This is a genomic window from Parvularcula oceani (assembly GCF_000733125.1).
Lineage (GTDB): Bacteria > Pseudomonadota > Alphaproteobacteria > Caulobacterales > Parvularculaceae > Parvularcula > Parvularcula oceani.
Genome location: NZ_JPHU01000008.1, coordinates 115,808 through 135,698 on the forward strand (window position 1 = coordinate 115,808; position 19,891 = coordinate 135,698).

Annotated in this window: 13 protein-coding genes; 3 read left to right on the forward strand and 10 right to left on the reverse strand. The window is 66.9% G+C overall.

Annotated elements, in window-relative coordinates; genetic code table 11:
* Window positions 1-11 precede the first annotated feature (11 nt).
* Genes IE88_RS0110130 through IE88_RS0110145 form a run of 4 tightly spaced genes read right to left on the reverse strand, consistent with a single transcriptional unit; the run spans window position 12 to window position 5,960 of the window.
* On the reverse strand, window positions 12-1,532 hold the full coding sequence (locus tag IE88_RS0110130) for a tryptophan halogenase family protein (protein ID WP_031553923.1): 1,521 nt from the start codon (window positions 1,530-1,532) through the stop codon (window positions 12-14).
* Window positions 1,529-3,055, reverse strand: a complete 1,527-nt coding sequence (locus tag IE88_RS0110135) for a tryptophan halogenase family protein (protein ID WP_031553927.1) — start codon at window positions 3,053-3,055, stop codon at window positions 1,529-1,531. Before IE88_RS0110135 ends, IE88_RS0110130 begins: the two co-directional genes overlap by 4 nt.
* Window positions 3,052-4,437: a tryptophan 7-halogenase gene (locus IE88_RS0110140; RefSeq protein WP_156032559.1), complete on the reverse strand. Its 1,386-nt coding sequence runs from the start codon at window positions 4,435-4,437 to the stop codon at window positions 3,052-3,054. Before IE88_RS0110140 ends, IE88_RS0110135 begins: the two co-directional genes overlap by 4 nt.
* Entirely contained in the window at window positions 4,434-5,960 is a 1,527-nt protein-coding gene (locus IE88_RS0110145; RefSeq protein ID WP_031553933.1) for a tryptophan halogenase family protein, read from the reverse strand. Before IE88_RS0110145 ends, IE88_RS0110140 begins: the two co-directional genes overlap by 4 nt.
* Before the next feature lie 202 nt (window positions 5,961-6,162).
* On the opposite strand from IE88_RS0110145, the gene IE88_RS0110150 reads away from it, so the two are divergent.
* Complete coding sequence (locus IE88_RS0110150) at window positions 6,163-9,525, forward strand: TonB-dependent receptor (RefSeq protein ID WP_051881883.1); 3,363 nt, start codon at window positions 6,163-6,165, stop codon at window positions 9,523-9,525.
* Between the two features lie 94 nt (window positions 9,526-9,619).
* A complete protein-coding gene (locus IE88_RS0110155) occupies window positions 9,620-10,678 on the forward strand; it encodes a cupin-like domain-containing protein (RefSeq protein ID WP_051881905.1) in 1,059 nt (352 codons plus the stop codon).
* Between the two features lie 10 nt (window positions 10,679-10,688).
* Here the strand turns inward: IE88_RS0110155 and IE88_RS0110160 are convergent, their stop codons facing one another.
* From IE88_RS0110160 to IE88_RS0110175, 4 genes are all read right to left on the reverse strand, one after another.
* Entirely contained in the window at window positions 10,689-13,595 is a 2,907-nt protein-coding gene (locus IE88_RS0110160) for a glycosyl hydrolase 115 family protein (RefSeq protein WP_202900484.1), read from the reverse strand.
* 47 nt (window positions 13,596-13,642) lie between these two features.
* Window positions 13,643-14,296 (reverse strand): fructose-6-phosphate aldolase, encoded by a 654-nt coding sequence (fsa, locus tag IE88_RS0110165; protein ID WP_031552282.1) that lies wholly within the window; start codon window positions 14,294-14,296, stop codon window positions 13,643-13,645.
* A 90-nt stretch (window positions 14,297-14,386) separates the two neighbouring features.
* Window positions 14,387-15,265, reverse strand: a complete 879-nt coding sequence (locus IE88_RS0110170; protein WP_051881885.1) for a pirin family protein — start codon at window positions 15,263-15,265, stop codon at window positions 14,387-14,389.
* Window positions 15,266-15,310: 45 nt separating this feature from the next.
* Window positions 15,311-16,534 (reverse strand): FAD-dependent oxidoreductase, encoded by a 1,224-nt coding sequence (locus IE88_RS0110175; RefSeq protein ID WP_051881886.1) that lies wholly within the window; start codon window positions 16,532-16,534, stop codon window positions 15,311-15,313.
* 46 nt (window positions 16,535-16,580) lie between these two features.
* Between IE88_RS0110175 and IE88_RS0110180 the strand changes: the two genes are divergently transcribed.
* Window positions 16,581-17,801, forward strand: a complete 1,221-nt coding sequence (locus tag IE88_RS0110180; RefSeq protein ID WP_031553952.1) for an NAD(P)/FAD-dependent oxidoreductase — start codon at window positions 16,581-16,583, stop codon at window positions 17,799-17,801.
* 6 nt (window positions 17,802-17,807) lie between these two features.
* Here IE88_RS0110180 and IE88_RS0110185 read toward each other — a convergent pair whose 3' ends face one another.
* Window positions 17,808-18,578 (reverse strand): 3-hydroxyacyl-CoA dehydrogenase, encoded by a 771-nt coding sequence (locus IE88_RS0110185; protein ID WP_031553955.1) that lies wholly within the window; start codon window positions 18,576-18,578, stop codon window positions 17,808-17,810.
* Window positions 18,579-18,651: 73 nt separating this feature from the next.
* Window positions 18,652-19,812 carry an acyl-CoA dehydrogenase family protein gene (locus IE88_RS0110190; RefSeq protein WP_031553958.1) on the reverse strand — a complete coding sequence of 387 codons (1,161 nt, stop codon included), beginning with the start codon at window positions 19,810-19,812 and terminating at the stop codon, window positions 18,652-18,654.
* Window positions 19,813-19,891 lie beyond the last annotated feature (79 nt).

The window sequence follows — 19,891 nt, forward strand, 5'->3', positions numbered from 1 at the left end:
GCGGCCCTCCCTCAGGCGGCTTCGAGGTCGCCTGAGGAACAGTTCTCGCGAATGAACTCGGCGTGCGGCGGCATATGCTCGGCGCAGGTCGCGATGGTCTGGCGGATATGGTCGAGCCGCCGGGCCGTCTCTTCGTCCGACAGCACGTTCGCCACCGGGTCGTATCCGCCCGGCTTCACGTTCTGACCGATCAGGACCGAGAACCAGCTCGTATCGTTGAACAGCTCCTCGTTCTCGCGGAACACGCGCCCGTGCGAGCGGAAGAGGCGCATCTTGTCCTCGAGATAGTCCGGGATGCTCATTTCACGGACATAGTCCCAGAACGGCGAATCGTCCCGCTGCGTCGCGTGGTAATGCAGGATGAGGAAGTCGCGGATGCGTTCAAACTCGAAGGTGGTGACGCGGTTGTAGCGGTCGATATCGGCCTGTTCGAAGCCGCGGTCGGGGAACATCTGCAACAGCTTGGCGATGCCGCTCTGTATGAGGTGGATGGAGGTCGATTCGAGCGGCTCGAGGAACCCTGCGGACAGCCCGATCGCAACGCAGTTCTTCACCCAGAACTTCTTCCTGTGCCCGGTGGTGAAGCGCAAATGGCGCGGCTCGGCGAGCGGCTTGCCGTCGAGATTGGCGAGCAGGGTCTCGGTCGCCTTCTCCTCGGAAAGATAGGGGCTCGAATAGACATAGCCGTTGCCTAAGCGATGCTGGAGCGGGATGCGCCACTGCCAGCCCGCCTCGCGCGCGGTCGACCGGGTATAGGGCAGGAGCGGGCCGGTGCTCTCGCAGGGCACGGCGACCGCCCTGTCGCAGGGGAGCCAGTGCGACCAGTCGTGATAGCCGGTCTCCATCGCCTGCTCGATGATCAGGCCGCGAAAGCCCGAGCAGTCGATGAAGAGGTCTGCCTCGAACTGCCGCCCGTCTTCCAGCGTGACGGATTGCACGAAGCCGTCTTCGCCGCGCAGGGCGACATCGCCGATGCGGCCCTCGACGCGATTCACGCCGCGGCCCTCCGCCTCCTCGCGCAGGAATCTGGCATAGAGGCCCGCATCGAAATGGAAGGCATAGGCGATCTTGGACAGGGGCGAATTGCCCGCCTGGACCGGCCGCATGAAGAGGTTCTTCTTCGCCGCGATGGACTGGAGCGAATAGCGCGCCAGCGCATCCGGGTCCGCATCCGGGTGGTTCTTGAGGAAATAGGCGTGGAAGGACACGCCCTCCATGTCGAGGCCATAGGGTCCGAAGGGGTGGATGTAACGGTCGCCCTTCCGCCCCCAATCCGCGAACTCGATGCCGAGCTTGAAGGTGCCCTTGGTGCGGCGGACGAAATCGTCCTCGTTGATGCCGAGCGTGCGGTTGAAGGTGCCGATCTGCGGGATCGTCGCCTCGCCGACGCCGACCGTGCCGATGGCATCGGATTCGATCAGCGTGATGTCGCAATAGTCGTTCTTGAGGAGCTTGGAGAGCGTGGCCGCGGTCATCCACCCGGCCGAGCCGCCTCCGACGATCAAGATGCTGCGAATCTGGCGGTCGGTCATGAGGAAGTCTCCGGCGGGTGCGGGCGGGCGGCGCAGTGGCGTTCGATATAGGCGGCGTGTGCCGGCAGCTGCGGCGCCGTGGACTGGATGGCTCTGTGGGTGCCGGCGAGGAGCTTGCCGACCGCCTCTTTCGAAAGCGTGTCGGCCAGCGGATCGTACCCTTCAGGGCGCACGCCCTGTCCCCACAGCACGGCCAGCCAGTTGTCCTCGCCGAACAGCTCGTCCTCGTGCCGGAAGATCCGGCCCTTGGAGGCGAAGAGTTCGATCCGCCTGCGCAGGCTTTCGGGGACCTCCATCTCGCGGAGATACCGCCAGAAGGCGCCGTCGCGCTCGGTGCGGTGATAATGCAGGATCAGGAAGTCGCGCACCTGTTCGAATTGCAGCGCCATGAGGCGGTTGTATTCCGTCCGCTCGATCTCCGCGAAGCGGCTGTCCGGGAAGAGGGCGAGGAGCTTGTGGATGCCCGACTGGATCAGGTGGATCGAGGTCGATTCGAGCGGCTCGAGGAAACCCGCCGAAAGGCCGATGGCGACGACGTTTCCGACCCATGCCTCTTTCCGCCGCCCTGTGGTGAAGCGCAGATGGCGCGGCTCGCCGAGCGGCTGTCCCTCGAGATTGGCGAGGAGCGTCTGTTCCGCATCCTCCGCCGACAGATGGTCGGAGCAATAGACGAGGCCATTGCCGGTCCGGTGCTGGAGCGGGATCCGCCATTGCCATCCCGCCTCGCGCGCAGTGGATCGGGTATAGGGCAGAAGCGGCTCCGTCCGCGCGCTCGGCACCGCGACGGCGCGGTCGCAGGGCAGCCAGTGCCGCCAGTCCTCGAACCCGGCCTCCATCGCGCCTTCGATGAGGAGGCCCCTGAACCCCGAGCAGTCCACGAAGAGATCGCCCTCGACGACCTCTCCCGAAGCGAGGGTGACAGAGCGCACGAAGCCGTCCTCCCCGCGCAGGGCGACGTCGACGACCTTGCCCTCGGTCCGCCGCACGCCTGCCGCCTCCGCATGGCGGCGGAGATAGGCGGCATAGAGGCCGGCATCGAAATGGTAGGCATAAGCGAGCGAGGAGAGCACGTCGCGCGGATCGCGCGAGGGCGGCAGGAAGCGGTGCAGATAGGCGGCGGCTTCGGACAGGCAGAACTCGCCGAGATCTGGGATGCGGCCTTCGGCGCGTCCTCTCAGCCAGAGCTGGTAGAAGCGGATTCCTTCGGCGTCGTGCCCGTAGCTGCCGAAGGGGTGCATGTAGCTGTGCCCCGGCCGGGTCCAGCCCTCGAACTCGATGCCCAGCTTGAAGGTGCCCTGCGTCTTCGACAGGAAGTCGTTCTCGTCGATGCCGAGCAGGCCGTTGAACTGCGAGATGGGCGGGATCGTGGCCTCGCCGACGCCGACGGTTCCGATGTCGTCGGACTCGATCAGCCGGATGCGCGTCCTGCCGCCCTTTTGCAGACGGGAGAGGGCCGCTGCCGTCATCCAGCCGGCGGTGCCGCCGCCGACGATGACGACGTCGCCGATCGGGGCCGCGCTCATCGTCCGCCCCCCGCCGAACGGCGGCGCGGGGCGTGAAGGATTCTTGCCACCTCGCCCTGGTCCTGTGCGGTTTCGGCGGCTCTCAGCACGGCCCGCCGGTGCTGCTTGAGCCGAGAGCGCGCCTCTCCGGCGGGCACGGTCTCCGTCAGCGGATCGTATCGGCGCGGCATCAGGCCGTGACCGAGCATGACGGCGAGGTGGCTGTCCTGATCGAAGCTTTCGCCGTCATAGGTCACTACCCGCCCGCGGCTCTCGAACTGTTCGATTTTCCGCGCGAGGGGATCGTCCGGCGCAGGCTGCGCGGCCCTGCCGGCAAGGATGCGGTGAAGGCGCTGGAAATCGGCGAGGCGCGCATAGGCTTCGCTCGTCACGCGGTTGAACTCTTCGCGCTCGACCCGCTGATCGGCGCCATTCGGCAGAAGGCCGCGCAGGGCCTCGATGCCGATCTGCGCGATCCGCATCTGCGGCATTTCGAGCGGCGGGAGACGGCATGCCGCAGCGCCGATCGCGACAAGGTTTCCGCGCCAGGACCGCGCCTGCCAGCCAAGGCGCCCTTCGCCGCCGGGGCCGCCGCTTCTCAACCTGATGCTGCGGCCGGCGAGGGGGATCAGGATATCCTCTGCGTCCTCTTCGAGGCGCATGCGCGTCGCCGAGAGGTTCGGCTGGGTGCTGTCCTCCGACCAGGCGAGGGCGGGGGCGGCGCCAGCGTCATGCCAGCCAGCCGCCGCATCGGGCGCCGTTCCGGTGCAGTCGAGATAGAGATCGGCGCGGAGATCCGCGCCGTCCTCCAGCCGCAGCGCGTCAATGCGATCGTCATTCCCGGGCAAGGCCTGCGCGAGGCGCGCGGCCCGCTTCGCGCCGTAGTGCAGGGCCGCGCGCTGCATGAACTTCGCATAGGCCGCTCCCGAAAGGTGCAGGCCGTATTCCGGCAGAGGCAGGCCCTCGACCTCCGCCTGCGGCAGGAAGCGGCCGCTGCGGGCCAGGACCGCGCCCAGCCAGTGCGGCTCGAAGCCGCCTTCGTCGCCTTGAACCTTCAGGCGCAGCCAGTGCTGGTGGAAGGCCGCGCCCTCGAGGCTCGGGCCCGGGGCGCCGAAGGGGACGACGAAGCTGCGGCCCGCTTCCCTCTCATGGAGGGTGCCGAGCCTGAAGGTCCCCTCGCAGGCGCGGGCGAGATCATGCTCGTCGAGCCCCATGGCGTCGTGAAGGCCCCGCATGCTCGGCAGGCTGGCGAGGGCGGGCGGCGCGCCCGCATCCTGAGGCGTCGGAACGACCACGACTTGCGTCATCCGCCCCAGGAGCCGGGCGAGAAAGGCCGCGCAGAGCCAGCCCTCCCATGTTTCGCCGAGGACGGCGATCCGTTCTGTGCGGAGGCCACTCGTCATGCCGCGGCAGCCGGGCAATGGCGCTTGAGGAAATCCTCGTGCCGCGGCAGGGCGTCGACCGTCCGCCGGATCTGGCTGCGCAGCTCGGCGAGATAGCGTTCCGCCTTGTCGAGCGGCATGCGGTCGGCCAGCGGGTCGTGCCCCTCCGGCACCACGCGCTGGCCAAGATAGACGGCGAGCCAGCTCGGCTCGAGGAAGAGGCCGTCCTTGTACTGAACCACGCTGCCCCTGCGCCTGAACAGCTCCATCTTGTGGGACAGGCTGTCGGGGATCGCCATCGTCCGGACCCTGTCCCAGAACGGCGAGTCGTCACGCTCCGTCGCAAAGTAGTGCAGGACGAGGAAATCGCGCACCCTTTCATATTCGAGCGCCATCACGCGGTCGAACTCGGCAGCATCGAGAGGATCGACGGGACCTTCGGGGAAGAGCTCGACCAGCGTCGTGATGCCGGCCTGGATGAGATAGATGCTCGTCGATTCGAGCGGCTCGAGAAAGCCTGCGGAGAGGCCGAGCGCGACCGTATTGCCGACCCACTGGCGGCGCCTGCGCCCCGTCCTGAAGCGCAGGAAGCGGGGCTCCGCCTGCGGCGCCGCATCGAGGCAGGAGAGGAGATCGTCCGCCGCCTCCTGATCCCCGATATGGTCCGAGCAATAGACATAGCCATTGCCCAGGCGATGCTGGAGCGGAATGCGCCACTGCCAGCCCGCCTTGCGCGCCGTGGCGCGGGTATAGGGGGAAGGGGGTCCCGCGCTGTCGCAGGGCACGGCCACGGCGCGGTCGCAGGGCAGAACGTCCGACCAGTCCTCGTAACCCGCTTTCAGCGCGCCTTCGATCAGGAGGCCCCTGAAGCCCGAGCAGTCGACGAAGAGGTCGCCGCCGATCCTGCGGCCGTCCTCCAGGATGACGTGGTCCACATGGTCCGTGTCCGGCACGAGCGCCGCGTCCACGATCCGGCCCTCGACGCGCTCCACGCCGAGGCCTTCGGCGAATGCGCGTAGGAAGCGGGCATAAAGCGTCGCATCCATCTGATAGGCATAGGAGAAGGACGACATGACCGAGCGGGGATCGGCCGCGGGCGGCGCGAATCGGTCCTGCTCCGCCATGACGACCGGCAGGGAATAGTCGCAGATGCGCCCGGCCTTGCCTTCGGCATGAAGGCGCCGCCACAATTGGTGAAAGGCGACGCCGCCCGCTTCGCGGCCGTAATCGCCGAAGGGGTGGATGTAGCTGTCGCCCTCCCGGCCCCAGCCGCGGAACTCGATCCCGAGCTTGATGGTGGCCTGCGTCGCGGCCATGAATTCGGCTTCGTCGATGCCGAGGCGCTCGTTGAAGAAGCGGATATGCGGAAGGGTCGCTTCTCCCACGCCCACAGTGCCGATGGCGTCCGATTCGATGAGCCGCACTTTCACGCCGAGCGGCGCGATCAGCCGCGCGAGCGCCGCCGCCGTCATCCAGCCGGCCGTGCCGCCGCCGATGATGGAGACCTCCCGCACCCCGTCCCGCGCTCTCGCATTTTCGTGCATTCCGCTCACGGTCTTAGCCCTCTGCCCTGCGACTGTAACCATTCTGCCATACAGGCGCGACTGTTTCCGGTTGCCGCAGAGACCGTCATTGATAGCGCAAACATTTTGTGCTCCCGTCGTCAAGAATGCGTCGGCCGACCGCGGCGATCGGCGTTCCGATAGAACCGCGGCGGCAAAGCCCGACTGGGCAGGGAGGAAACGAATGAGCAATCCACAGGTGAAGTCCGTCCTCGAGCGACCGGTATGGGCGCTCCTTCTCGGGACGGCGTCGGCGGCATCGATGGCCGTCGCGATGCCGGCAATGGCGCAGACCGGTAGCACGGTCGACCAGGAAGAGTTTCTGGGCGAGTCCGATACCCGCGCGCAGGACGACATCGCCGGGGACGAGCAGAACGCCGACGTCATCGTCGTCGAAGGCATTCGCCGCTCTCTCTCCAGCGCGCAGGACATCAAGCGCGAAGCCAATACCTTCGTCGACGCGATCACCGCCGAGGACATCGGCGCGCTGCCCGACCGGTCCGTCACCGAGGCGCTTCAGCGTGTTCCCGGTGTGCAGATCAGCCGCTTCGCCGCTGCCAACGACCCTGACCACTTCTCCATCGAGGGGCAGGACGTTCTCGTCCGTGGTCTGACCTTTGTGCGGTCCGAACTCAACGGCCGCGACACGTTTTCGGCGAACAATGGCCGGGCCCTCAGCTTCGCCGACGTTCCGCCCGAACTCCTCGGCGGCGTCAGCGTCTACAAGAACCAGACGGCCGACCTGATCGAGGGGGGTATCGCCGGCACGGTGAACCTCATCACGCGCAAGCCGTTCGACAAGGCCGGGCAGGTGATCGCTGGTGCCGTCGAGATGAACTACGGCGACTTCCGCGAGGAGGTCACGCCGACCGTGTCCGGTCTGTATTCGAACGACTGGTACACGGATGCGGGCCGCTTCGGTGTTCTCATCAACGGCGTCTATTCCGACCTCAAGACCCGTTCGGACGGCACTCAAGTGTCCAGCTTCCAGCCGCGGACCGACCTCGCCGGCGACGGCAGCAGGACCTTCGTCCCCGAAGGCGCCGCTCTGCGGACGCAGGATTATGACCGTGAGCGCAAGGGCTTTGGCGGCTCGCTGCAGTGGGAGAACCCTTCCGAGACGGTTCTGGCCACGGCCGAGTTCCTCCGCTCCGAAGCGACGACGTCTTGGAACGAGCACGTCATCGAGATCGCGACGGACAATGTCGGCGACACGGCGTTCTTCCCTGTGCCGGGCACCGAGTTCGGCTTCACCGATGACAGCCTTTTCTCCTACGGGCAGATTTCCGCTCCGACGGGCTGGCGCGCCGACCAGAACACGGATCCGACGACCCCGATCTACGGTCTGCAGTCGAACAACATCAATCGCGGCGTCGAGCAGGAATACCTGACGCAGGACGCCTCGTTCAACGTGAAGTTCACCCCGAATGACCGGTGGGCCTTCAACCTCGACTACCAGTTCATCGACTCCGAGGTGAGCAACACCGATATCGGCATTTGGGGCTCGAGCTTCCAGGACGTGCTGCTGGACACCCGACAAAACATTCCCGAAGTCATCCTCACCCCTCCGACGCAGGTTGAAGGGCAGCAGTTCCAGCCGAACTCCGGCATCGCCTATGACTGCGCAAACGGCATCAGCAATACCTGTCCGGATTACGCGGATACGACGGAAGAGCTCTACGACCCGCAATACTCCTTCTGGCGGGCCGCCATGGACCACCTCGAGGACAGCGAGGGGCAGGAGCACGCCTTCCGCGCGGACGTCGACTACGACTTCATGGACGAGATGGGGCCGCTGCGTGCCGTTCGCGTCGGCGGGCGCTGGTCCGAGCGTGATCAAACGACCCGCTTCTCGACCTATAACTGGGGCGCACTCAGCGAAATCTGGGGTAATGGCGGCCCGGTCTGGATGGACGAGTTCGGCGTTCCCGAAGGCGTGGTCGAGAACTTCGGCTGGAACAACTTCCAACGTGGCGAAGTCGTGCGCCCGCCGGCCTATCCTTATTTCATGGATGCCGGTGAAGACTACGACGCGACGGCAGACTTCGCCGATGCGGTCGTTACGCGTTGGCTCGATGCCGGCGGCGTGACGGGCGGCGCGACCGGCGGTTCCGGCGGCTGGCGTCGTCTGGCGGAGCGCGAAGGCGTCGTCGAAGGCACGCCGTTCCTTCCGGGTGAGATCACGGACGTCACCGAGGAGACCATCGCCGCCTATATTCGTCTCGACTACGGGTTCGATAATCTCGGCGACTCCGGCATGTCGCTCGACGGCAATTTCGGCGTGCGCTGGTTCCAGACCGATCTGACGTCCAGCGGCGCGTTCCAGTTCCCCGATCCCTCGACCCTGCCGATCACATCGGGTCTGGCTCCCAATACCGACCCTGACGGTCCCATTCCGATCGGTGGCGAGAACGTCTGCCTGGCGCCCTATCAAGACACGAGCGGCGGGGACACGCCCGTATCGGACGGACAGCCGGGTACGATCCAGGACACCTACACGATTCCGGAGTTCTGCGACCTCACCGACGCAGAGGAGGCCGCGATCCGGGCCTTCGCCAACAATGCTTCCGAGGTTCGCGACGTCGACAACAAGTATGACCTCTTCCTGCCGAGCTTCAACGCGAAGCTCCAGCTGAACGAGGACATGCTGATCCGCTTCGCCTATTCTCGGTCGATCTCCCGGCCCGAGGTCGGCCTCCTGCGCCCGAGCTATACGATCACGCCGTCGCTGACGGACGATCCGCGTACGCTCGAGTCGGAGAACCCGCGCGGCAGCAGCGGCTTCTACGGTTTCCAGGGTACGGGCGGGAACCCGATCCTCGAACCGGTGAAGTCCGACAACTTCGACCTCTCCTATGAGTGGTACTTCGCGGAAGTCGGCTCGTTGACGGTCTCGGCCTTCTATAAGGAGATCCAGAACATCATCGTCACGGGGCAGAGCTCGGCGACCTTCGAGAACAACGGCCAGACCTTCGACGTCTTCTTGACCAATGTCCCGACGAACTCCGACGATACCGGCAAGGTGAAAGGCTTCGAACTCGCCTACCAGCAGTTCTACGACATGCTGCCGGCGCCCTTCGACGGCTTGGGGACGCAGGCCACCTATACCTATATCGACAGCACTGGTGTGCAGTCGTCCGGTCTCGACCCGACGCTCTCCAGCCCGGGTCAGAGCGAGGCCCTGATCGACCTGAGCGACTTCCCGCTGCAGGGCCTGTCGAAGCACAACTTCAACATCGCCGCGATCTACGAGAAGGATAAGATCTCGACGCGCCTGGTCTACAACTGGCGTGACGATTATCTCGTCACGCCGCGTGACGCGATCACGCCGTTCTATCCGATCTTCCAAGAAGCGACGGGTCAGCTCGACGGATCGTTCTTCTATACGGTGAACGAGAACGTGAAGGTCGGTGTGCAGGGCGCGAACCTGCTGAACGACATCACGGAGACCACGACGTTCATTCCGAACTCCGACGGTCTCAGAGGGGCGCGGTCCTTCTTCCAGAACGACCGCCGCATCACGCTGTCCGCGCGGTTCAGCTTCTAACCGCTTCGGGGTCTTCCTCCGGGGAAAGGCGCCGCCGGGCGATCGGCGGCGCCTTTCTCTTTTTCAGGCCGAGACGCTAAGGCAGGGAATGGACATGACCGAGACGCTTTCGCCGATCCCGGAGCTTCACGGCGTCACGCCGGAGCAGTTCGGAACAGAAGTGCTGCCGCAGGGGAGGCCGGTCGTCATGCGCGGGCTCGTCGGCGACTGGCCGGCGGTCGGCGCCGCCCGGCAGTCGGCCGCCGCCGCCGCAGGCTATGTGCGCCGCTTCGATGCGGGCCAGCCTGTCGAGACGATCTTCGGCGATCCCGCCATCGAGGGACGCTTCTTCTACAATGACGAGCTGACCGGCCTCAATTTCGAGCGGAGGCCCGAGCGGATCGGGGCGGCGCTCGACGAGCTCTTGCAGGCGGAGGGGCAGGAGCGCGCCCGCTCCGTCTATATCCAGTCCGTGCCGACGCCGCAGGCCCTGCCGGGGTTCGCCGAGGAAAACCGGCTGCCCTTCCTGCCGCCATCGGTGCCGCCGCGCATCTGGATCGGCAATGCGCTGACCGTGCAGACCCATTTCGACCTGTCGCAGAACGTCGCCTGCGTCGTGGCCGGACGGCGGCGCTTCACGCTCTTCCCGCCCGATCAGCTTCCCAACCTTTACGCAGGGCCCTTCGAACTCACCCTGGCAGGTCCGCCGATCAGCATGGTCCGCCTCGAGGACCCCGATTATGAGCGCTATCCGCGCTTCCGGGAGGCGCTCGGACATGCGCTGACCGCAGAGCTCGGCCCGGGCGACGCGCTGTTCGTACCCTATTTCTGGTGGCACCACGTCCAGTCGCTCGAGCGCTTCAACATCCTCGTGAACTATTGGTGGAACGAGGCGCAGCCCGGCCTCGGATCGCCCTTCGATGCGCTGCTGCATGCAATCCTCGCCGTGCGGGACCTCCCGCCTCAGCAGCGCGAGGTCTGGCGCGGCGTCTTCGACCACTACGCCTTCAAGGCGAATGGCGAGCCGGTCGAGCACCTGCCGCAGCAGGCCCGGGGCGCACTCGGTCCGCATACGGAGCGGGACCGCGCCAGGATCTGGGCCATGCTGGCCAATGCGGTCGGGCGGCAGGCAGCGAGGCGCAACGGTCCGCCGCAACGGCCGCCGCGCCGCTAAGGGGGGAAGCTTACCGCCCTTCCGCCAGCTTCTCGCCGCGCATCCGCGTGTCCTCGCAGGACGGGTTGCCGGCAAGCGGTCCCTCCTTTGCACCGAGATAGAGCGGTGAGGCATCGCCGCGCCTGACGGCGATGCGCTGGAAGACGACATTCGGGTCCATCGCGTAGAGGCGCAGGACCTGCCGGCCGGGGTCGATGTCATGCGTCGTCGTCACGCGCACCGCATTGTCCGAGACGGCCTCGTTCCAAGCCGGATCATCGGGTTCGAGATCGAACCGCGCGATCTGCGGCGCCTCGTCGCCGAGCGAGACCGCATAGGCGAGGCCGTCCTGCCCTCTCACATCGAGCGAGGGCGACAAGGTCGCCTCCACCGTCACCTCGCCGCCTTGGAAGGCGGTGACGAGATAGTCGAGGCGCGGCCCCGCACCGGGCTCGGCTGCGTCCGCCGTGGGCGGCGTGACGGTCAGGGCGGAGCCGGTCCGGCCGAGATTGGGGATTTCGCGCCATGTGAGGGCGTCCCCGTCCATGCGGCAGGCCGCGCTGGTCGCCTCCATCGCGACCTCGCCGCCGATGAGGACGAAGCCGGCCGCGTCCTGCGCATTCTCGGGCTTCATCACCCGCGTCATCACCGTCGCCGCCTCGCCGCCGGGGCCGGAGACGGTGATCGGGACCTCATGCTCTCCGACCGGCACCGCATCCCAGTCCGCCGTCACGGTCAGCGTTCGCGCCAGCGCCTTTCCCTTGCGCGGGCTGACGGTCAGCCAGGGCGCGCCGGCTTCCGCGTGGAAGCGCACCGGCTTCTGTCCGCGGCTGAAAATCTCGATTTCGCGCGCCTGCTGCGAGAAGACATCCATGGGCGGCAGGGCGAGCGCCGCCTCGGCGCCCTGCTGCGCGGCCACGCCCAGGCTCGCCGCGCGCGGCACGTCGAGCCGCGTCACCTCCGGCATCGCCTGTTCGTCAGGCTGCTGCCAATAGGTGTAGCCGATATGCGTCTGCGACATCATGTGGTTCCACTTGCCGCCCGCGACCTCCTCGTGGAACAGGCGCGTCAGCTCCGCATCGCGCGCGAAGGCCGCTTCCGCCGCATCGGCCATGGCATTGGCCTGCGGCCGCCCCTGCTTCGCATAGAGACGGTTCAGCGCGACCGCGCGATAGAGGTCGTGGAGGTTCGCGCTCGCTTGGATCGGGAACCAGACGAGTTGCACGAAGGCGTCGTCGTAGCGCGGCGCCAGATCCTCGCGCAGGGCATCGGCGCGCTCTGCCAGCTCCTGATAGGCATCCGCCACGCGGTCCCATTCGCCCGAGGCGGCATCATAGGTGTCCGCATCGAGGAGTTCGGGCTTCCGGCGGGAATTGTATTTCGTATAGGTCTCGAGGAGCGAGCCTATCTCTTCGGCATGCGTCTCTCCGAACTGTTCCGCGGCCCAGTCGCGCGCATAGCCGTCAACGCGCTCGAGGGTCATCGCTTCGGGGTCCCAGGCCTGCTCGAGGAAGAAGTCGATCGGGAATTCCATCGGCTTGAGGTCGCCGACATTGACGATCCAGAGCCGGTCCGCCCCGTACTCGTAGGCGGTGTTCATCTGCTCCCAGGCGCGCTCGATCTGGGTCGTGTTGATCCACTTGTAGTTCCGCGGACCGCCGACATAGTCGAAATGATAGTAGACGCCGTACCCGCCGGGACGCTCCGCCCCGGGCTCGGGCAGGCGCCGCAGATTGCCCCAATTGTCGTCGGCGAAGAGGAGGGTGACGTCGTCCGGCACCTCCATCCCCTGGTCGTAATAGTCCTGCACCTCCTTGTAGAGCGCCCAGACCTGCGGCTGCTCTTCGGCCGGCTCGCCAGTGACGTCCTCGATGATTCCGCGCTGATCCGCGACGATGCGCTCTAGGAGGTCGATGGCCGTGCCTTCGGTCATCGCTTCGTCGCCATCGCCCCGCATGCCGACGGTGACGAGGGTCTCGCCATCGCCCATGCGCTCGATCCCCTCGCGCCAGAAGGCGCGGAGGGTCTTGGCGTTGGTGTCGTAGTTCCAGTCGCCCTCGCCATAGCGGTCCCATTCGATATGGGCGCGCATCATCGGCTCGTGGTGCGACGTGCCGAGGACGATGCCCATTTCGTCGGCGAGCTGCGCATTGCGCGGATCGTCGTCATAGAGCGCTTTCCCCCACATGGCCGGCCAGAGGTAATTGCCCTGCAGGCGGAGGATCAGGTCGTAGACGTGCTCGTAGAAATCCGCGTTGAACCCGCCGAACGTGTCATTGGCGAAGCCGAACAAAGCCGGGTTCTCGTCATTGAGGAAGATGCCCCGATATTTGACTTTGGGCGCGTCGACCCGCCGGCCGGGCGCGACGTGAAGCGCTTCGTGACGCTTGGCGGGGACATCGGCCCACCAATGCCAAGGCGACATGCCGGCCCGGTCGAGGAGGTCGTAGACGCCGTAGATCGTGCCCCGCTCATCGGCCCCGGCAATGACCAGCGCGCGTTCGACACCGGGCAGGGGGTTCTCGACCACCGCCTGGACATAGGCTTCCCATTGGCCGGCTATTCCGGCCGTGTCGAGCTTGCCCTCATCGACCAGTTTTCGGATCAGGTCCGACCTGTCGAGCGAGCCCACGAGGACGGGTAGTCCCTCCCGCGGCAGCTCGCCGAGGGTGAGGGAGGCGGGGGCGCCGCCGATCTCGCCGAGATCGTCCGCCAGGTTCCGCAGGGCGCGCAGGACGCCGTCATGCTCGTCCTCGGCGGCATAGACCGGAGCGGGCTGGCCGTCCGCGATCAGGGGAAAGCCGCCTTCGCCCGCAGCCTCGCAAAGCGCGGTGGGCGCCGAGCAGCCCTGTTGCGCAGAGGCGATCGCGAGGGGCGCGGCGGAGACGCCCACCGCGAGTAGGGCGGCGAGGGCGGAACGGCTCATCGGCTTGGGCATGGGTGTCCTCCGAGGTCGGATGAAAGAAGAGGGGCTGCGCCTCTTCCTCAGAGGATGCTCTGTCCTGTCCCCTTCCAGTCCTTGACGAAGTCGTCGAGGCCCTTGTCGGTGAGGGGGTGCTTGATCAGCTGTGAGAACACCTTGGGCGGGATGGTAGCGACGTCGGCGCCTGCGAGCGCGGCTTCCTTGACGTGGACCGGGCCGCGGATCGAGGCGGCGAGCACCTGCGTCTCGTAGCCGTGCTGGTCGTAGAGGATGCGGATCTCCTCGATCAGCTCCATGCCGTTCATGCCGAGATCGTCGAGCCGGCCGATGAAGGGCGAGATGTAGGTCGCCCCCGCCTTGGCCGCGAGCCAGGCCTGCGCCGCGGTGAAGCAGAGCGTCACATTGGTGTCGATGCCGTCCTCGGTCAGCTCGCGGCAGGCCGAGAGCCCCTCGAAGGTGAGCGGCAGCTTGACCACCACGTTCGAGGCGATGTCCGAGAGGATGCGCCCCTCCTTGACCATCACTTCCGCCTCGGTCGAGGCGACCTCCGCGGAGACAGGACCGTCGGTCATCTCGCAGATCTCCGCCACCACCTCCTTGAAGTCGCGGCCCGACTTGGCGATCAGCGAGGGGTTCGTCGTCACCCCGTCGATCAACCCCGTCGCGAACGCGCTCTTCAGCTCGCCCGTCTCCGCCGTGTCGAGAAAGATTTTCATGGCCGTGTCTCCCGGTTCGTTTCCTCGCCGGAAGACAAGCATGATGTTACCGCTAACACCATAGGCGCGGCTGTAAGGTTCGCCGGGCGGCTATCCCATATGCCCGGCGCGGAAATCATCCACTGCCTGCTGGAGTTCGGCGCGCGTATTCATCACGAAGGGGCCGTAGCGGGCGACCGGCTCTTCGATCGGACGGCCCGCGACGAGAAGGAAGCGCGCGCCTTCGGGACCCGCTTCGAGGGCGACGTGCCCTTCCCGCGACAGGACGCCGAGATTCGGCGCCGCCACAGCCACTTCGCGATCCCCGCCCTGGCTGCGCACTTCGCCGCCATAGACCGCGACGAAGGCGTTGTGCCCCTCCGGCAGGCTTTCGGCGAAGCTCGCGCCCGGCTCCAGCCGCACATCGAACAGGCGCACATCCGTTTCGGGCGCGGCGCTCCTCGCGGGGCCTCGCGTGCTACCTGACGTCTCGCCCGCGATCACGCGCACAGCGGCGCCCTCGCGGGTCTCGACAGGAATGTCGTCCTCGGGGATGTCCTGCCAGCCGGGCTCGGTCATCTTCCTGGCGGCGGGCAGGTTCAGCCAGAGCTGGAAGCCCCACATCAGGCCGTCTTCCTGCTCGGGGATCTCGGAATGGACGAGGCCGCTGCCGGCCGTCATCCACTGCACGCCGCCGGGGCCGACGACGCCGCTATTGCCGCGGCTGTCCCCGTGCCGCATGCGGCCATCGAGCATGACGGTGACGGTCTCGAAGCCCCGGTGAGGGTGGTTCGGGAACCCGGCGATATAGTCGTCCGCATCGTCGGACCGGAACTGGTCGAGCATCAGGAAGGGGTCGAGATCGGGCAGGCCCTGATGCCCCATCATGCGGGTCAGCTTGACCCCGGCGCCGTCCGAAGTCGGCATGCCCTGGCTGATCTTGACGATGCGGCGGCTCTTGCCGGCGGCGGATTGCGGTGTGCTGGACATGGCCTTGGCTCCCCTTGGCTGGACAGGGATTGTTCGGGATCAGAGCTAAGATTGCGGCGCAGAATGTAAACGCTGCCCCGCCGCAAAGCTGTCTTGCGTCACGTCATGGGCCCAGATGCGGTCGAGGCGCCGCGCCACGAGGGCAGGGGCCATGCCGCCCGCGCGCAGGACCACACGATTGAGGCGCCCCTTCAGCCCGGCTTGACGATGGAAGCTGCGCGCATTCGCGTGCGAGACTCGCTGAAGACGCGCGGTGCGGGGACGGCGCTGCGCGGCATAGCGGGAGAGGCCGGAGGCAATGTCGTCGCCTCGGCTCAGGCTCTCCGCCAGCACCCAGGCGTCCTCGATCGCCATGGCCGCGCCCTGCGCCATGAAGGGCGGCATGGGGTGGGCGGCGTCGCCGAGCAGCGCCACCCGGTCCTCGGTCCAGCGGTCGAGCGGCGTATGATCGAACAGCCCCCAGACGAAGGGCGCCTCGCAGAGGGTGAGGAGGCGCGTCAGCCGCTCGTCCCAACCCTCGAAGGCGGCACGGAGCGCGGCCGGATCGCCGGGCCTGTGCCAGCTTTCCTCCGTCCACTCGCCTCTTTCCTCGATCGCCACGACATTGATCAGCGCGCCGCCGCGCAGGTAATAGGTCACGAGATGGCGGCCCTCGCCGATCCAGCTCGTCGCGTCGGGGGGAATCGCGCCTTCCGGCAGGCGGTCCGCCGGAACCGTCGCGCGCCAGGCGATATGGCCGGTGAAGCGCGGGGCCGACGGACCGAGCATCGCCTGGCGCAGGGGCGAGCGCAGGCCGTCCGCGCCGATCAGCGCGTCCGCTTTCAGACGCGCCCCGTCCGCCGTTTCGGCGAGGACGTCCGCCTCGTCCTGCGCATAGTCCGTGATCTCGGTTCCGAGCAGGATCTCCGCGCCTGCCGCCTCTGCGGCCTGCGCCAGCGCCGCGTGCAGGTCGGCGCGGTGGATGTGCAGATAGGGGGCGCCGAGGCGGCTGCGGCAACGGTCTTTCAGCGGGACGGAGACGAGCGGCTTTCCGCTGCGTCCGTCGCGGATCACCGCTGCTTCCGGCTCAAAGGCGGCGCGCTCGATCGCGGGCTCAACACCGAGATCGCGCAGGACGTGCATGGCGTTGGGGCTGAGCTGGATGCCCGCGCCCACCTCGGTGAGGCTTTCCGTGCGTTCCGCGACCCTCACGCAATGGCCGCGCCGGGCGAGGGCCAGCGCCGCGCAGAGGCCGCCGAGCCCGGCGCCGGAGATCAGGATATTGGCCATCGCCCCCTCCCTAGCATAGGAGCGCGAGAAAGGCTGAGGAGGTTCCATGGCGGATCTGGTGATCATCGGCGGCGGGCATGCGGCGGGGCAGGCCTGCGCCAGCCTGCGCGCGGGCGGCTGGTCCGGAGCCATCATCGTGGTTGGGGAGGAGCCTTATCCCCCCTATCAGCGCCCGCCTCTGTCCAAGGCCTATCTGCGCGGCGAACTGCCCGCCGAGCGCCTCCTTTTCCGGCCCGAGAGCTTCTACACGGATCATGACGTCACCCTGCGCCTTGGCGAGCGGGCGCTTCGGATCGACCGGGCAGCAAGGCGGGTCGAGACGGATCGCGGCAGCCTGCCTTACGACGCGCTGCTTCTGGCGACCGGTGCGCGGCCCCGGCCGCTGACCTGCGCGGGCGCCGATCTCGGCGGGGTCTTCGGCCTGCGCAGCATCGCCGATGTCGATGCGATCAAGCAGCGCTTCGACAGCGCGCAGCATCTCGTCATCATCGGCGCGGGCTATATCGGCCTCGAAGTGGCGGCGGTGGCCAAGCGCCGCGGGCTGAACGTCACTGTCCTCGAAGCGCAGGACCGGGTCATGTCCCGCGTGACGAGCCCGCTCGTCTCGGACTTCTTCACTAGGGTCCATCGCGAAGAGGGCGTGGATCTGCGCCTCGACGCGCAAGCCGAAGCAATCGAAGGGGAGGGCGCTGTCGAGGCTGTGCGCCTCGCGGACGGAACGCGGGTTCCCGCCGATCTCGTGGTCTACGGCATCGGCGTTCTGCCCAATCAGGGGATCGCGGCCGAGGCGGGGCTGGCGACGGATAACGGCATCCTCGTCGACGAGAACGCGTGCACGGAGGACCCGGCGGTCTATGCCGTGGGCGACTGCACGAACCATCCCAACCCGCTGCTCGACCGCCGCCTGCGGCTCGAATCCGTTCACAATGCGCTGGAGCAGGCCAAGACGGCCGCTGCCGCGCTGTGCGGCAGCCCGAAGCCTTATGCGCAGATCCCGTGGTTCTGGTCGGACCAGTACGAGCTGAAGCTCCAGACGGTCGGCCTTCAGGACGGGTACGATGCGACTGTGGTGCGCGGCGCGCCCGAAGCGCGCAGCTTCGCGGTCTTCTACCTCGCGAAGGATAGTCTGATCGCGGTCGATGCCGTGAACGAGCCCGCGGCCTTCATGGCGGCGAAGAAGCTCGTCGGGCGCAGGGTCGAGCGGCACCTGCTCGAAGACCCAGAGACCTCTCTGCGCGACCTGGCTCTGGCCGCGCAGAGAGGCTGAGGCGCGTCAGCGCGGCTGCATGCGGATGCCGCCGTCCACGCGGATGCTCTCGCCGTTGACGTAGTCGGTCTCGACGATCCACTGCGCGGTCCGCGCAATTTCGTCGGGTTTGCCGAGGCGGCGGGGGTTGAGGACGGTGGCGGACAGGGCGTCCACCACCTTCTGCTCCATCGCATCGAAGAGCGGGGTATGGATCAGGCCCGGCACGATGGTGTTGCAGCGAATCCCCGCCTGGGCGAGGTCGCGCGCGATGGGCAGGGTCATGCCGACGATCCCGCCCTTGGAGGCTGAATAAGCGGCCTGCCCCATCTGGCCCTCATAGGCGGCGACGGAGGCGGTGTTGACGATCACGCCGCGCTGGCCGTCCTCGGTGACGGGGTCCTGTCCCGACATGACCTCGGCGCAGAGGCGCAGCACGTTGAAGGTGCCGACGAGATTGATGTCGATCACCCGGCGGAAGCTGTCGAGCGCATGCGGGCCGTTCTTGCCCACCGTCTTCTCGCCGATGGCGATGCCGGCGAAGTTCATGCAGATATGGATGGCGCCGAAATCGCTCACCACCGACTTCACCGCCGCCGCGACGTCGTCTTCCTTGGTGACGTCGACGCGGTAGTAGCGTGCATTGTCGCCGATCTCGCCCGCGACCGTCTCGCCCTTCTCGTCGTCGCGGTCGAATATCGCGACCTTGGCCCCGAGTTCGGCGAAGCGGCGGGCGTTGGCCTCGCCGATGCCGGATGCGCCGCCAGTGACGACGGCGACCTTGTCCTGGATATCCATGAAGCGGCTTCCTTCCCTTGGTGTTCTATGAAGCGGCGATAGCGCCCGCAGCGCCGCGGGTCACCGCCGAGGATCAGTCGAGGAAGCTGCGATAGCTCTGCGAGAAGACGTCGCGGCCGATGATGTATTTCATGATCTCCGAGCTGCCCGCATAGATCCGCGACATGCGCGCATCGGTGAAGATGCGGGAGATCTCGTATTCCTTCATGTAGCCAGCCCCGCCATGGAGCTGGAGCCCCAGATCGGCCATGCGCCATTCGGCCTCCGAGGTCTGGAGCTTGGCCTTGGCCGCCATGTTCGGCGACAGGCGGCCCTCATTGTGCTCTGTCACGCAGTGGTCGACGAAGACCTGGAGGATCTCGAGTTCGGTATCCATCTCGGCCATCTTGAACTGCGTGTTCTGATGGTCGCTGACCCGCCCGCCGAAGGAGGGGCGCTCAAGGACGAAGTCCCGGGTCACGTCGAAGGCCCGCCGCCCGCTGGCGAGATAGCCGCAGGCGGCGATCAGGCGCTCTTCGGCGAGGCCCTGCATGAGATAGCGGAAGCCCTGTCCGGGCTCGCCCAGCACGTTCTCCTTCGGCACGCGGACATCGTGAAAGAAGAGCTCCGCCGTGTCCTGAGCGTGCAGGCCGATCTTTTCGAGGTTCCGGCCCCGCTCGAAGCCTTCCATGCCCCGTTCGACCACGAGCAGCACCATGGAGTGCGGCTTGTCGAAGGGTTCGCATTTGGCCGCGACTATGACGAGGTCGGCATTGATGCCGTTCGAGATATAGGTCTTCGCGCCGTTGAGGCGGAAATGATCGCCTTCGTCCACGGCGCGGGTCTTGATCGCTGACAGGTCGCTGCCAGCATCGGGCTCTGTCATCGCGATGGCGAGGATCGCTTCGCCCGAGGCGGCCTTGGGCAGGAAGCGCTCCTTCTGCTTATCGGTGCCGAGGTTCTGGAGGTAGGGGCCGACGAGGCGGGAGTGCAGCGTGTTGTACCACTCGCCGCAGCCGGCCCGCACCGTCTCCTCGATGATGATCTGCTCGTAGCGGAAATCGGGATCGCCGAGGCCGCCATATTTCTCGTCGGGCCAGACCATGAGCATGCCTTGCGCGCCTGCCTTCTCGAAGACGCGGCGGTCCACGATGCCTTCCTCGCGGTAGCGCTCCATGTTCGGCGCGACCTCTTCGGCGAGGAAGCGCCGATAGCTCTCGCGGAACAGGGTCTGCTCTTCGGTGAAATTGCGCATGGCGTCCTCCGTCTGTCCGTTTTTGGCGGAAGTAGAGGACTGTGCGGGGCGGCCCGTCAATGCGCCGCCCCTTGCGGCT